Source organism: Aeromonas sp. MR19 (assembly GCF_963899305.1).
GTDB lineage: Bacteria > Pseudomonadota > Gammaproteobacteria > Enterobacterales > Aeromonadaceae > Aeromonas > Aeromonas bestiarum.
This window is the reverse complement of the sequence record NZ_CAWQWZ010000050.1, coordinates 62754-76161: the sequence shown is the minus strand read 5'-3', so window position 1 is coordinate 76161 and position 13408 is coordinate 62754. Positions and strand designations below refer to the sequence as shown.

The window sequence follows — 13408 nt, the reverse complement described above, 5'->3', positions numbered from 1 at the left end:
TCAATAGATAAGGGATAAGGAGATCCATTATGCGCGCTATTTTCAGCCTGCTGCTCATCAGCAGCAGTGTCATGGCAGTAGACAGACCGGTCGACAATGCCTGGAAAGAACTACCGGCATCCGGCACCCAGCAAGCCAGCCAGGTCTGGCGCTCCACCATGGATACAAACGAGCTGCTCAAGGCGCCCAAACCGCTCTCCTTCGGGGTGGATATAATGACCGACAGCGATGGCAACAGCCAGGTCACCCCCTATCAGCAGCTGAATCTGACCGCCGAGAAGAGCGTCAGCCTCTCCTTCGAGCAGCACAAACCCAGGATCAAGTTCAAGGCCGGTGGCATGAACACCTCCATCAAGTTGCGCGGCAACGGGGTCAAGCTGGAGTTCAGCCCGACCGATCGCTCCATCCCCCTCGACATAGAGCTCAAGCTCACCGACGGCGAGTCCTCCCTGCGCTTCGACTATCGCTTCTAGGTCTGCATAAACGACAGGACCGACAGCATCTCTGCTGTCGGTCCTGTTTTCCATTCACGGCAAGGCGCCGGACGTCAGTCCTTGGCTTCCAGCTTGGAGACCCAGTACTTGTTGTAGACGTGTACCGTGATCTCTTCGCGATCGTGGTAGAGCTGCTTGGCCTGGATGACGAAGGCGTTGTCGATCTCCTTGAGCAGGCCGCGCAACACTTCTATGTTGTGCACAGCTTCGGCGTAGCGCTTCTTCATCGGCAGCTTGAGGTTGAACACCGCCTCCTGGCAGTCGTTCTCGCGGAACCAGTCGGCAATCATGTGAACAACCCGTGCCGGCTTCTCCACCATGTCGCACACCAGCCAGTAGATATTCTTCTTGCTGGGACGCCACACAAAACCGTCGTCACGCAGGTGCTTCACCTGGCCTGTATCCATCAGGGAGGGAGCCATGGTGCCGTTATCCACCGCGGTCACCATCATGCCACGACGCACCAGCTGATGCGTCCAGCCACCCGGGCAGGCACCGAGATCGACCGCCTTCATGCCGGAGGTGAGGCGCAGGTCCCACTCTTCCCGTGGCACGAACACGTAGAAAGCCTCTTCCAGCTTGAGGCTGGAGCGGCTCGGGGCATCCGGCGGGCAGCGCAGACGCGGTATGCCCATGTGGAATTCGGAGTTGTTGAACGAGTAGGAGTAACCGATCAGCAGGTGATCGTTGGCCATGAAGAAGGCGTGGAACACCGGACGGTGCGGCGTCTCCTTCTTGGTCAGCAACTCGTTGCTGCGCAGCGCCTGACGAAGCGGCACTGTGAACTTGCGGCAGAAGGCCGACAGCTCTTTCGCCTCGTTGGTGTCGGCTGTCTCCACCCGCAGATCGCCGCAGATGGTATAGCTGGCGGCCGCCTCCAGGATGGGAGAGATCCGGTCGGAGAGATCCAGATCCTTCAGCTCATGGGTCACCACCAGCATCTGGCGGATGAAGATGAGCTCCTTGAACGGCAGCTTGCGGGCCAGCAGATCGGCCTGCTCCTCGTCATACAGCTCGAATATCACATAACCGCTGTCGTCCTTGACCCGGGCGAAACCGTAACACTGCATGTTACTGGCACGTTCGGTGATCTCTGCCGCCGCCTCTTTCTCAAAACCGGGGCGGCAATAAAGCAGCAGATTATTCATTTTTTCCTCCAAGACGACAGCCAGCCCATATCAGAGCCGCCCATCCCAACATAAAACAGAGGCCACCGGCCGGGGTAATGAGCCCCAGCCCCTTGCTGCCGAGCAGCACCATGGCGTAAATACTGCCGGAGAATCCGAGGATCCCCAGCACAAATGCGAAGCCCGCAAAGGTGATCACCTTGCTGCGCACACCGCACCAACCCAGCACCAGCAGGGCAAGTGCGTGAAAAAACTGATATTGCACGGCTGTGTTGAACGCCGCCAGCAGCGAAGGCGTGATGCCGCTCGCCGCCAGGCCGTGGGCACCGTAGGCCCCCAGCAGGGTGGCCGTCAGGCCAAACAGGCCCGCCAGCACCAACCAATGCCGCTGAAACTCTCGCTGGATCTGCATCCTTGGCTCCTCCTTGTCTCGCTCACCACCTTCAGGCCTCAACCCGAGTGGCGGCGATAAAACTCTTTATCCGATCGGCCGCCTGTTGCAGGTTCTCCTGCTCGCTCACTCCACTCGCTTTTCGCGGTTTGAAGCCATGGTCACCATCGGTCAGCCAGTGGACCGATACGTGGGGTGAGAAGGGAAAATCTGCCAGTTCGGCGCGCGTGCCGAAGGTATCGCGCTCCCCTTGCAACAGCAGGGTCGGCGTCTTGATCTGCTTGAGCACTTCGCCCCGCCAGCTGTCGGGCTTGGCCGGGGGGTGGAAAGGATACCCGAGAATGAGCAATCCTGCAGCATTCATCTCGTCCTCTCCTTCGTGATACAGCTCTGCCGCCATGCGTCCCCCCATGGACTTGCCCGCCAGAAACAGCCTTGGATGGGCAAACTCGCGCACCATCTGACGCCAATGGTCGAGCAACACGGGCGCTCTGTCCGGCGGCCTGCGCTTGCCGTCCTGAGCCCGTTTGCTCATGTAGGGGAAGTTGAAACGCACCACCTCGACATCGGGCCCCGCCAGCAGGCGTGACAGCTCGGCGAGAAAGGCGTGTTCCATGCCGGCACCGGCGCCGTGGGCCAGCAAAATGCGAACGGGGGCATCGCTTGCCCCCTCCCTTATCACCTCAGTCATGACGTCCTCTCTCACACAATCACCTCAGTGCCTCACCCATCAGACCTCATGCATCGGCGAGCCGTGCCCGGCGACGGGCCTCCTCCTGCTCCACCAGCTCCAGCATCCAGTCGCGGAAGGCCACTATCTTGCCCTGATCCGACTGCTGCTCCTGGCACACCAGGTAGAAGGCGTTCTTGCTCACCAGCACCTGTTCGAACGGGCAGATGAGGCGACCGGCCTCTATTTCGGGCTGGGCCAGCACGCTGTGACCGAGCGCTACCCCCTGACCGTGGATCGCCGCCTGGATCACCATGGTCGAGTGGCTGAAGATGGGCCCCTGATTGACGTTGGGGGCATCTATGTCGAGCTGGCGAAACCAGGCCTTCCAGTCACGGCGGGAGGTATCGTGCAGCAGGGTATGACGGGTCAGATCATCCGGGGTGCGCAACGGCTTGGGGCCGGTCAGCAGCAGCGGCGAACAGACGGGGATCAGGTATTCGGTGTGCAGCTTGTCGGATCTCAGCCCAGGCCAGTTGCCACGGCCGTAGTAGATGGCCACGTCCACATCGTCGGTCAGCGACCCCTCGTCCATGTCCACCGCCTTGATCCGCACGTCTATGTCCGGATGGCGTTCGCTGAACTTCACCAGCCTGGGCACCAGCCACTGGATGGCAAAACTCGGCTGCAGAGAGACGGTGAGCGCCCCCTTGGCACTGCGGGCCAGCAGCTTGTCGGTCGCCTCCGAGATGGAGCTGAAGATGTCCTTGATATCGAGGAAGTAGCCCTGCCCCTCTTCGGTCAGCAGCAGGGAGCGGTTCTTGCGGCGAAACAGCTTGATGCCGAGATACTCCTCCAGCGCCTTGATCTGGTGACTGATGGCAGCCTGGGTCACGAACAGTTCTTCCGCAGCCCGGGTGAAGCTTAAGTGACGAGCCGCGGCTTCAAATGCTTTCAGTGCATTGAGCGGGGGTAAACGACGAGACATGAGACCAGCCGACGATGAGTTTTTCTAATGGGCCGCATTATAATTTGTCGGTTGCGGGCCGACCAGTGAATAAACATAATTCGCTTCGCAATCCGTTGTCATATGGCTCACTTTTTCTCTTCCATGTTGGTTTACATGTGATTTTTGTGAGTCAGTGGTCTGCGATTGTGGTGTTGTGTTTCTTCCTCTGCGGGAAGAGGGGCTTAAATCGGACCGATTTAACCCAGTCTGTCATCTGAATGTGTTTGGCGCCTCCGGTTGGATGGCGCCTTTTTTCTTATCCCTATACCTTGAACTGTCCCACCAGCTGCTGCTGTTTGTCCGCCAGCGCCGACAACTCGCGCCCGTTTTCGGCGGAGGTCGCCGCCTCGGCCCGTATGGTGTGGCTCACATCGCGAATGTTGCTGACGTTGCGATTGATCTCGTCCGCCACCCCGCTCTGCTCCTGCGCCGCCCGGGCAATCTGCTCGTTCATCTGGTGGATGGTGGCCACCGCATGGATGATCTGCTCCAGCACGCTGACCGACAGATCCACCTTTGTCAGCGTCACATCCGCCTGGCTGTGGCCCGTCATGATCGCCTTGACCACGGCCTGGGTACCGGATTGCAACTGCCCTATGAGGGTCTGGATCTCGACGATGGCGTTCTGGGTACGTCCCGCCAGATTGCGTACCTCGTCGGCCACCACTGCGAAGCCGCGCCCCTGCTCACCGGCCCGCGCCGCCTCGATTGCCGCGTTCAGCGCCAGCAGGTTGGTCTGCTCGGCGATTCCCTGGATCACCACCAGGATGTCGTTGATGTTCTCGCTGTTGGCGGAGAGCCGCTCCACCACCGGCTTGGCATCGCTGATCACCGCCATCAGCTTGCGCATCGCCTCCTGGGTATCGGCCACCACGTACTTGCCCTCCTGCGCCGAGGTATCGGCCTGGTTGGCTGCCGCCACCGCCGAGTTGGCGTTGCCCGCCACCTGCAGCGCGGTGGCGCTCAGCTCTTCGAAGGCGGTCGCCACCAGATCCACCTCCTGATACTGGGCCTGCATGCCGGCGCTGGTGCGCTCGGCAACCTGGGCCGCCTGCTCAGCGCTGGCGCGGGTACCGGCGACCGTGTCTATCACCTGACTGATGGTGGTCTGCAACTTGTTGAGGAAGCTGTTGAACCATTTGGCCAGCTCACCTATCTCGTCATCGCGATGCAAGTCGATGCGCTGGGTCAGATCCCCCTCCCCGGTGGCTATGTCCTTGAGACGGGCCACCACGGCGCGGATGGGCGCCACTATCTGATGAGCCATCAGCCAGATGCAGAGCAGCCCTATCGCCGAGATCACGCCGCCGATCACCATCTGGGTGACCACGCTGCGATTGGCCTGGCTGGAGAGATCCTCTTGCAGCTGACGGGCCGAGGCCAGCACCACGCTGCGGGGCAGCTCGATATAGATGCCCCATGTCTGCGCCGTGCCGCGCATCCTGACCGGCACGAAGGTTTGCAGCAAAGCACCGTCCGGGCTCCAGCGGGTCATGGTCTGCCCCTGGCCGAGCCAGCCGGTCAGATCGCCGGCCAGCGCCTGGTATTGCTGGCCCAGCGGGCTGCCCAGGGTCACGTCAAAGCCATCCACCCCGGCGGCGCGCCCTTCGTGACTGACCAGCAGCACCTTGCCCTGACCGTCGTAGAGCGCCTGATCCATCTCCTTGACCAGGTTTTGCAAGGTGGCCAGCGAGATATCGACCCCGACCATGCCGAGCAGGGTCTCCTGCTCCAGCAGGGGGACTGTCACCGAGGTCATCAGCACCTTCTGCGACCCCACATCGTCGAGATAAGGTTCGAGCAGACAGAGCGCCTTGCTGCGGATGCTGCAGCGATACCATTCGTTCTCCACCCCGCCGGCCGCCGTCGGACTCTCGTCCGCCAGCACGGATTCGTTTTGCACCTCAGCTTCTATCTTGCCGTCGACCCGGGCCCAATAGGTGGAAAAGCGCCCCTTGTCGTTGGCCCCAAGCGCACTGGAGCCATGGTAGTTGCTGTCTTCCCCGTCGAGCTGATCCGGCTCGAACACCGCATAGACACCGAGCAGATTGGCCGAGGAGGCCGCCGCATCGTGCAGTTGCTGATTGACGGCGCCACGCAGCGTCTCGGAGGAGCCGAAGTTGTCGGCCGCATTCTTGCGCTGGAACAGGATCCCCTGTGCCAGCAGGGTGGTGCGGAAATAGGCCTCGTCCAGATAACTGGTGACCTTGGCCGCCTGCTCGGATCCCATCGCCTTCATCCAGTTTTCGGCCGAACGCTGCGCCTCCTCAGTGGTGGAGGTCAGCACCTGATCCTGCATCCGGGCGGCGCTATAGAGAGAAGAGGCGACCAGGGCACCGGCACTGGCCAACAAACAACAACCGGCGATCAGGGTAATGCGTCCCTGAACAGAAAGAGAACTCATGCCACCATTCCTAACTTCGTACAGATGTGCTCAGTGTATCGGTTTTGGAAACAAAAACTTAACCTATCAGGCGAAATCCAGGCTGAGCTGGTTAACTTCTCCGTCACGGGGCAGCCCGACCACCAGCCCGAGCAGGCGAATGGGCTTGCCCTGTGCCCGCAGCAGCCCCTCATGGAGCAGATCGTGAAACAGCTCGGGCTGATAACCGCCACGACGATAGACTGTGGTCTGCTGAAAATCGGCAAACTTGAGCTTGATCCCCTGCCCCATCAGCGCCTCTGCCGGGCAGGCCTTGGCAAAGCGCAGCTCCAGCTCGGGAATGAGCCGGCTCAGCACCTGCCAGCAGGCGGCCTCATCCAGCACGTCGCTGGCCAGGGTTGTCTCCACGCCTATGGTCTTGCGCACCCGCTGGGCCTGCACGGGCTGATCGTCATGACCCCAGATCCGCCCCGTCAGCATCTCTCCCAGCTTGCCGAATCGGGCGATCAGCTCCTCACTGCTGAGCACTCTCGCATCCTCGCAGGAGTAAAGCCCCTGGGACTCCAGCCGATCGGCCGTCTTGCGCCCAATTCCCGGCAGCTTGGCCAACGGCAGCTGGCGCACGAACTCATCCACCTCATTCGGCTTTATCACGAACAGGCCGTCGGGCTTGCGCTGCTCCGAGGCCAGCTTGGCCAGAAACTTGTTCGGTGCCACCCCGGCCGAGGCGGTCAACCCCAGTTCGGTCACTATGGCGTGACGGATCTCGGCCGCCATCAGGGTGGCACTGCCGCCACAGCAGGGGCTGTCGGTGACGTCGAGATAGGCTTCGTCGAGGGAAAGCGGCTCCACCAGCTCGGTGTAGCGCAGGAAGATGGCGCGCAGCTGGCGGGAGATCTCCTTGTAGAGCGCCATCCGGCCGGGAATGAGCACCAGCGGCGGGCAGAGCTTCTTGGCCAGGCCGCTCGGCATGGCGGAACGCACCCCGAAACGGCGCGCCACATAGTTGCAGGTCGAGATGACGCCGCGCCTGTCTGCCGAGCCGCCGATGGCCAGCGGCACCTCGCGCAGCGCCGGGTTGTCCCGCATCTCTACCGCCGCGTAGAAGCAGTCCATGTCGATGTGAATGATTTTGCGCATACCACTGTACGGATAAACAGGTAACCTGCCTATGCTAACCCAGCGCTGCCGTTTCTGCCATCGGCATGAAACGACGAACAGGCATAGACTCTTAAGGCACCATTCACCACCCCATGGGTCAAGGAGGACGAGATGAAAACACTCTGGCTGGGATTAGGGCTGGGGTTCTGCCTGCTGCCGCAGCCTGGCAGCAGCAAGGACAACCCGACTGCCGAATGCAGCTGGCTGTATGACCGCATAGCGGCACTGGAAAAAGCCATCAAGCAGGGTGACGAGCTGGGCACACGGGAAGAACTGGCGCGCTGGCAGGCCGAGTTCAACAAGAAAGCCTGTCACCAATACGACTACTGAGCACACCGCCATAAAAAAGCGGGCTGACCACAAGGTCAGCCCGCCTGCTATCCAGCATGGGTCCGAATACGACTTCGGCCCCAGACCCGCTCAGATGATCCGGTTGTCGATCAACATCTTGCGACGGGCCTCTTCCTTGGCCATCTTCTTCTTGCGGTTGTCGCACGGCTCCGGACAATCGCACTCTTTCTCGATGCCGATCGTGCCCAGCCCACCGCAGGAACCTGAGATGGTCTTCTTCTGGAAGATGTAACCTATGGCCATGGCCACCACGACCGCCAGAAACACCCCGAAGGTGATCAAGAAAATCTGCATGCTACTGCCTCTTACTTTCTAACCAGATACTGTTTGAAGGCATCTGAATACGCCTCTTCAAAGCCATCGGCCGTCTTGGTGATCACGAAGATAGCCAGCCCGCGCTCCTTGGCATAGGCCAGGCTCTTCTCGGGCCCGAGCACCATGAACACGGTCGCCAACCCGTCTGCCGTCATGCAGGAGGGGTGGATCACTGTCACCGACACCATGCGATGCTGGATGGGCTTGCCCGTCATGGGATCTATGGTGTGGGAGAAGCGCTGGCCGTCCATCTCGTAATAGTTGCGGTATTCACCCGAGGTGGCAACCCCGTTGTCACCGGCCACTATCACTTCCTGCACCGAGCCTGCATTGGCGGTCGGCTTCTCGATGGCCACGCGCCAGGGGTGACCCTTGCCGTTGACGCCATTGATGCGCAGCTCACCGCCGATCTCCACCAGATAGTTGTGAGACCCCATGGCTTCCAGATACTCGGCCACCTTGTCCACCCCAAAGCCCTTGGCGATGGCGGAGAGATCCACGTAGAGATCCGGAATGTCCTTTTGCAGGGTATCGGCATCGGCGGAGGTGATCACGTGCAGATTGCCCAGACCTGTCTTCTGGCGGGTCTGGGTGATCAGCTCCTCGGACGGGATCTTGGTCGGACGTGCATCCGGCCCGAAACCCCACAGATTGACCAGGGGACCGACGGTCACGTCCAGCGCGCCGCGGCTCTCACGGCCCAGATGCAGGGATTCAGTCACCACACGTGCGGTATCGCGAGAGACCACCACTGGGGTCGAGCTGCGGTGCTGGTTGAAGCGCGACAGCTCGGAGTCGGGACGATAGGTCGACATCTGGTCGTTGACCCGCTCCAGCAGGACATCGACCTCGGCCTGGAACTTGGCCGGATCCGTGATGACGTTGTCCGCCACCTTGATGGAGTAGTAGGTACCCATGGTGCTGCCGGTGATGTGGATCTCCGGCTTGGATTGGACCGTTTCCTGACCGCACCCAGTCAAGAAAAAGGCTAGCCCGAAGGCTAGCCAGGTCTTTACAACACTGTGCATTGATTAACCACCAAAGTCATCCAGCAAGATGTTTTCGTCTTCAACACCGAGGTTTTTCAGCATGTTGATGACGGCAGCGTTCATGACGGGAGGCCCGCACATGTAAAATTCACAATCTTCCGGCGCCTCGTGATTCTTGAGATAGTTCTCGAACAAGACGTTGTGGATGAAGCCTGTGTAACCATCCCAGTTGTCTTCCGGCTGCGGATCAGACAGGGCGACGTGCCACTGGAAGTTGTCGTTCTCGGCGGCCAGCATGTCGAAGTCTTCGACATAGAACATCTCGCGCTTGGAACGGGCACCGTACCAGAAGCTCATCTTGCGATGGGTCTTCAGGCGACGCAGCTGGTCGAAGATATGGGAGCGCATCGGCGCCATACCCGCACCACCACCGATGAACACCATCTCGGCGTCTGTGTCCTTGGCGAAGAACTCGCCAAACGGACCCGAGATGGTCACCTTGTCGCCAGCCTTGAGGCTGAAGATGTAGGAGGACATCTGGCCGGGAGGCGCAGTCCAGTTGCTCGGCGGCGGAGTCGCGATCCGCACGTTCAGCATGATGATGCCGAACTCTTCCGGATAGTTGGCCATGGAATAAGCACGAATGATCGGCTCGTTGACCTTGGACTCCAGCTCGAAGATCTTGAAGCGATCCCAGTCCCCGCGATACTCCTCGGGGATATCGAAGTGCTTGTACTGCACATGGTGGGCAGGGGCTTCGATCTGGATATAACCACCGGCGCGGAACGGGACGCTCTCGCCATCGGGGATCTGCAGCTTGAGCTCCTTGATGAAGGTGGCCTTGTTGTCATTGGAGATGACGGTACAGTCCCACTTCTTCACCCCGAAGATCTCTTCCGGCAGCTCGATGTCCATGTCGCCACGCACAGTGACCTGACAGGCCAGACGCTCGCCATGACGGGCCTCGCCCTTGCTGATGTGATCCAGCTCGGTCGGCAGAATATCGCCGCCGCCGGCTTTCACCCGCACCTTGCACTGACCACAGGAGCCACCGCCGCCACAGGCGGAGGAGACGAAGATACCGCTGCCGGCCAGTACGCCGAGCAGCTTGCCACCCGCCGGGCTGGTGACAGCCTTGGCCGGGTCGCCGTTGATGCTGATTGTCACGTCACCTGCGGTCACCAGCTTGGACTTGGCGAACAGAATGACTGCTACCAGGGCCAGCAGGATCACGGTGAACATGACCACACCCAGAATAATTTCCATCTATATTTCCTTTCCGATTACAGGGAAATACCAGAGAAGGACATGAAGCCCAGCGCCATCAGACCCGCGGTGATGAAGGTGATGCCCAGACCACGCAGGCCTTCCGGTACATCGGAGTACTTCATCTTCTCGCGGATCCCTGCCATCGCGACTATGGCCAGCATCCAGCCTGCACCCGACCCCACGCCATAGACCACGGACTCCACGAAGTTGTAGTCACGCTGCACCATGAAGGAGACGCCACCGAAGATGGCGCAGTTCACAGTGATGAGCGGCAGGAAGATGCCGAGCGCGTTGTAGAGCGCAGGGAAATACTTGTCCAGCGCCATTTCCAGGATCTGCACCAGGGCCGCAATCACACCGATGAAGGTGATGAAGCTCAGGAAGCTCAGATCCAAGCCGGAGACCAGGGCGCCATCTTTGAGGACGTAGTTGTAGATCAGGTTGTTGGCCGGCACGGCAACGGTCTGAACCACGATAACGGCAATCCCCAGACCCATGGCGGTCTTGACCTTCTTGGACACAGCCAGGAAGGTACACATCCCCAGGAAGAAGGAGAGGGCCAGGTTTTCGATGAAAATCGAACGAATCAACAGACTCAGATAGTGTTCCATACCTTAATCCTTCGCCTCCACCTGCTTGGGATCCCTGGTGCGAACGCCCCAGATGATCAGACCAATGATGAAGAACGCACTCGGCGGCAACAGCAACAGGCCGTTAGGCACGTACCAGCCACCATTGTTCACCAGCGGCAGCAGCTCGATACCGAACCAGGTACCCGAGCCCAGGATCTCGCGCACGGTCGCCACGACCAGCAGCACGGCGCCATAGCCCAGACCGTTGCCGATACCGTCCAGGAAAGAGGGCAGCGGGGCGCTCTTCATGGCATAGGCTTCGGCACGACCCATCACTATGCAGTTGGTGATGATGAGGCCCACGAATACCGACAGTTGCTTGGAGATGTCATAGGCATACGCCTTGAGCACCTGGTCAACCACGATAACCAGCGAGGCAATCACCGCCATCTGGGCGATGATCCGCACGCTGTTCGGGATCTGGTTGCGGATCAGGGAGATGAACAGGTTGGAGAAGGCGGTGACCGCGGTCACCGCCAGCGTCATCACGAACGCCGTCTTCATCTGGCTGGTAACGGCCAGCGCGGAACAGACACCCAGCACCTGCAGTGCGATGGGGTTGTTGCCGAGCACAGGCGTCAACAGCAACTTCTTCATTTCGCTCTTGTCAGCCATTGTTGATTTCTCCTGCACGAATCTTGGCCAGGAAAGGACCGAAGCCCTTGGGTCCCATCCAGAAGTCGAACGTGTGCTGTACACCGTTACCTGTCAGGGTGGCACCGGACAGGCCATCGATCTCATGCTCGGAACCTGCCGGAGCATGGCCCTTGATGACGCGCAATGCCGGCATGCCGTCCTGATCGAACAGCTTCTTGCCGATGAACAGACCTTGCCAGGCCGGGTTCTCGATCTCGCCGCCCAGACCCGGGGTTTCACCGTGGTCATAGTAGGTGATGCCCTTGATGGTCTGACCGTCAGCCGCCACGGCGACGAAGGCATACATGGTGGACCACAGACCCTGGCCGTAGATCGGCAGGATAATGTTGTCGACCTTGCCCTCGGCATCTTTGGCGAAGAACACCGGGATCAGTCTGGAGATTTGACGCAGACCAGCCTTGTCGTCGGCAGATGCCAGACGAATGCTCTTGGCCGGGTCTTTCGCTGCCAGCTTGGTGTCGAAGTTGTCGGCATCGCCGTCAACGAATTCACCCGTGGTCAGGTCCACCAGACGCGCTTCAATCTTGTCGCCGTACAGCTGGGCCAGGTCACGCTTGGCCACGCTGCTGACATCGACACCGGCAACGGACAGTATGTTGCTTTGCTTGTCCAGCGCCTTGTTTTCCAGCTGAGCCGGACGCAGCCCCACGGCGGCCACTGAGACCACGATGGAACAGACCAGACACAGACCGGTTACAACCGTCAGGGTGCCGACAGTAGAGTCTTTATTAAACGCCACGAGCGATCCTCCGCTTGATGTTCGCCTGCGCCACGAAATGGTCAAACAAGGGGGCAAACAGGTTGGCAAACAGAATGGCCAGCATCATGCCTTCCGGGAACGCGGGGTTCACGACACGGATCAGCACCACCATGACGCCAATCAGGGCGCCATACCACCACTTGCCCTTGTTGGTAAAGGCGGCGGAAACCGGATCGGTTGCCATGAAGGCCATGCCGAAGGCGAAGCCGCCCAGCACCAGATGCCAGTGCCACGGCATGTTGAACATGGGGTTGGTGTCTGAACCTATGACGTTGAACAGCAGGGAGGTGGCGACCATGCCGATCATCACACCGGCGATGATGCGCCAGGAGGCGATCCGCATGTAGACGATCATGGCGGCACCGATGAGGATCATCAGGGTGGAGACTTCACCGATGGAACCCGGAAGGTTGCCGAGGAAGGCATCCATCCAGCTGATGGCCTGACCGGTGGCACCGTTGATCAGCGCCATCTGGCCGCCCTGGGCCCACTGGCTCAGTGCGGTCGCGCCCGAGTAGCCGTCAACGGCAACCCAGACGGCATCACCTGAGATTTGGCCAGGGTAGGCGAAGAACAGGAAGGCACGACCCGCCAGGGCCGGGTTCAGGAAGTTCTTGCCGGTACCACCGAACACTTCCTTGGCCAGCACCACACCGAAGGTGATACCCAGCGCGGCTTGCCACAGGGGCAGCTCCGGCGGCACTATCAGGGCGAACAGGATGGAGGTCACGAAGAAGCCTTCGTTGATCTCGTGCTTGCGCACCATGGCGAACAGCACTTCCCAGAAACCGCCGACCAGGAACACGGTCAGGTAGATGGGCAGGAAGTGAGTGGCACCGATCAGCATCTTGCTGCCGATACCGGCAACCGCCGGATCCAGCGAGGCACCCAGCAGTTGCGCCAGCGCATATTGCCAGGTGTCGGCACCGACAGCCGTGCCCAGATGGGCAATGGCGGCAATCGCCTGATTGCCGACGTTGAACATGCCCCAGAACATGGCCGGGAACACGGCCAGCCACACCATGATCATCATGCGTTTCAGATCGATCGCATCACGGACGTGGGCAGCATTGCGGGTCACGGACCCGGGGGTATAAAACAGGGTGTACGCCGCCTCGAACAGGGCATAGTACTTGGAGTACTTGCCGCCCGGCTCGAAGTGATGTTCCATATTTTCAAGAAGTTGCTTGAAACTCATCG

At 60.2% G+C, this 13408-nt stretch carries 15 protein-coding genes; 2 read left to right on the top strand and 13 right to left on the bottom strand.

The features are described 5' to 3' along the window. The first annotated feature begins 29 nt into the window (after positions 1-29). A complete protein-coding gene (locus AACQ95_RS17545) occupies positions 30-473 on the top strand; it encodes a hypothetical protein (protein WP_241279201.1) in 444 nt (147 codons plus the stop codon). 74 nt (positions 474-547) lie between these two features. Here AACQ95_RS17545 and rlmM read toward each other — a convergent pair whose 3' ends face one another. The 6 genes from rlmM to dinB all read right to left on the bottom strand — a co-directional run bounded on the left by rlmM (position 548) and on the right by dinB (position 7214). Then, positions 548-1642: a 23S rRNA (cytidine(2498)-2'-O)-methyltransferase RlmM gene (rlmM, locus tag AACQ95_RS17540; protein WP_043134451.1), complete on the bottom strand. Its 1095-nt coding sequence runs from the start codon at positions 1640-1642 to the stop codon at positions 548-550. Continuing rightward, complete coding sequence (locus tag AACQ95_RS17535) at positions 1635-2033, bottom strand: DUF423 domain-containing protein (RefSeq protein WP_043134447.1); 399 nt, start codon at positions 2031-2033, stop codon at positions 1635-1637. The genes rlmM and AACQ95_RS17535 overlap by 8 nt, the downstream gene beginning before the upstream one ends. A 31-nt stretch (positions 2034-2064) precedes the next feature. Beyond that, a complete protein-coding gene (locus AACQ95_RS17530) occupies positions 2065-2703 on the bottom strand; it encodes an alpha/beta fold hydrolase (protein WP_241279200.1) in 639 nt (212 codons plus the stop codon). Positions 2704-2749: 46 nt separating this feature from the next. After that, positions 2750-3670, bottom strand: coding sequence for a transcriptional regulator GcvA (locus AACQ95_RS17525; protein WP_043134445.1), 921 nt, complete (start codon positions 3668-3670; stop codon positions 2750-2752). Positions 3671-3953: 283 nt separating this feature from the next. After that, positions 3954-6095 carry a methyl-accepting chemotaxis protein gene (locus AACQ95_RS17520; protein ID WP_241279199.1) on the bottom strand — a complete coding sequence of 714 codons (2142 nt, stop codon included), beginning with the start codon at positions 6093-6095 and terminating at the stop codon, positions 3954-3956. 66 nt (positions 6096-6161) lie between these two features. Continuing rightward, positions 6162-7214: a DNA polymerase IV gene (dinB, locus tag AACQ95_RS17515; RefSeq protein ID WP_098984778.1), complete on the bottom strand. Its 1053-nt coding sequence runs from the start codon at positions 7212-7214 to the stop codon at positions 6162-6164. 132 nt (positions 7215-7346) lie between these two features. Here dinB and AACQ95_RS17510 point away from each other — a divergent pair, with 132 nt between their 5' ends. Continuing rightward, the gene (locus tag AACQ95_RS17510) at positions 7347-7565 is read left to right on the top strand and encodes a hypothetical protein (protein WP_241279198.1); all 219 of its coding nucleotides are present in this window, start codon (positions 7347-7349) and stop codon (positions 7563-7565) included. Positions 7566-7655: 90 nt separating this feature from the next. Here AACQ95_RS17510 and nqrM read toward each other — a convergent pair whose 3' ends face one another. The 7 genes from nqrM to AACQ95_RS17475 are packed head-to-tail and all read right to left on the bottom strand — an operon-like array spanning position 7656 to position 13406. Then, positions 7656-7880, bottom strand: a complete 225-nt coding sequence (gene nqrM / locus AACQ95_RS17505; RefSeq protein ID WP_042867164.1) for a (Na+)-NQR maturation NqrM — start codon at positions 7878-7880, stop codon at positions 7656-7658. Between the two features lie 11 nt (positions 7881-7891). After that, complete coding sequence (locus AACQ95_RS17500; protein WP_043554759.1) at positions 7892-8929, bottom strand: FAD:protein FMN transferase; 1038 nt, start codon at positions 8927-8929, stop codon at positions 7892-7894. 3 nt (positions 8930-8932) lie between these two features. Then, positions 8933-10156, bottom strand: a complete 1224-nt coding sequence (gene nqrF / locus AACQ95_RS17495; RefSeq protein WP_043134436.1) for an NADH:ubiquinone reductase (Na(+)-transporting) subunit F — start codon at positions 10154-10156, stop codon at positions 8933-8935. A 17-nt stretch (positions 10157-10173) separates the two neighbouring features. After that, a complete protein-coding gene (gene nqrE / locus AACQ95_RS17490; RefSeq protein ID WP_005330713.1) occupies positions 10174-10770 on the bottom strand; it encodes an NADH:ubiquinone reductase (Na(+)-transporting) subunit E in 597 nt (198 codons plus the stop codon). 3 nt (positions 10771-10773) lie between these two features. Next, positions 10774-11406 carry an NADH:ubiquinone reductase (Na(+)-transporting) subunit D gene (locus AACQ95_RS17485; RefSeq protein ID WP_042867161.1) on the bottom strand — a complete coding sequence of 211 codons (633 nt, stop codon included), beginning with the start codon at positions 11404-11406 and terminating at the stop codon, positions 10774-10776. Continuing rightward, a complete protein-coding gene (locus tag AACQ95_RS17480) occupies positions 11399-12187 on the bottom strand; it encodes a Na(+)-translocating NADH-quinone reductase subunit C (protein WP_043134434.1) in 789 nt (262 codons plus the stop codon). The genes AACQ95_RS17485 and AACQ95_RS17480 overlap by 8 nt, the downstream gene beginning before the upstream one ends. Continuing rightward, positions 12177-13406 (bottom strand): NADH:ubiquinone reductase (Na(+)-transporting) subunit B, encoded by a 1230-nt coding sequence (locus tag AACQ95_RS17475; RefSeq protein WP_241279197.1) that lies wholly within the window; start codon positions 13404-13406, stop codon positions 12177-12179. The genes AACQ95_RS17480 and AACQ95_RS17475 overlap by 11 nt, the downstream gene beginning before the upstream one ends. Positions 13407-13408: the final 2 nt, after the last annotated feature.

Coding starts and splice junctions, on each gene's coding strand:
- AACQ95_RS17545 (WP_241279201.1), top strand. CDS start 30: ATGCGCGCTATTTTCAGCCTGCTGCTCATCAGCAGCAGTGTCATGGCA.
- AACQ95_RS17475 (WP_241279197.1), bottom strand. CDS start 13,406: ATGAGTTTCAAGCAACTTCTTGAAAATATGGAACATCACTTCGAGCCG.
- AACQ95_RS17500 (WP_043554759.1), bottom strand. CDS start 8,929: ATGCACAGTGTTGTAAAGACCTGGCTAGCCTTCGGGCTAGCCTTTTTC.
- nqrF (WP_043134436.1), bottom strand. CDS start 10,156: ATGGAAATTATTCTGGGTGTGGTCATGTTCACCGTGATCCTGCTGGCC.
- AACQ95_RS17510 (WP_241279198.1), top strand. CDS start 7,347: ATGAAAACACTCTGGCTGGGATTAGGGCTGGGGTTCTGCCTGCTGCCG.
- AACQ95_RS17535 (WP_043134447.1), bottom strand. CDS start 2,033: ATGCAGATCCAGCGAGAGTTTCAGCGGCATTGGTTGGTGCTGGCGGGC.
- AACQ95_RS17520 (WP_241279199.1), bottom strand. CDS start 6,095: ATGAGTTCTCTTTCTGTTCAGGGACGCATTACCCTGATCGCCGGTTGT.
- AACQ95_RS17485 (WP_042867161.1), bottom strand. CDS start 11,406: ATGGCTGACAAGAGCGAAATGAAGAAGTTGCTGTTGACGCCTGTGCTC.
- nqrE (WP_005330713.1), bottom strand. CDS start 10,770: ATGGAACACTATCTGAGTCTGTTGATTCGTTCGATTTTCATCGAAAAC.
- dinB (WP_098984778.1), bottom strand. CDS start 7,214: ATGCGCAAAATCATTCACATCGACATGGACTGCTTCTACGCGGCGGTA.
- rlmM (WP_043134451.1), bottom strand. CDS start 1,642: ATGAATAATCTGCTGCTTTATTGCCGCCCCGGTTTTGAGAAAGAGGCG.
- AACQ95_RS17525 (WP_043134445.1), bottom strand. CDS start 3,670: ATGTCTCGTCGTTTACCCCCGCTCAATGCACTGAAAGCATTTGAAGCC.
- AACQ95_RS17530 (WP_241279200.1), bottom strand. CDS start 2,703: ATGACTGAGGTGATAAGGGAGGGGGCAAGCGATGCCCCCGTTCGCATT.
- nqrM (WP_042867164.1), bottom strand. CDS start 7,880: ATGCAGATTTTCTTGATCACCTTCGGGGTGTTTCTGGCGGTCGTGGTG.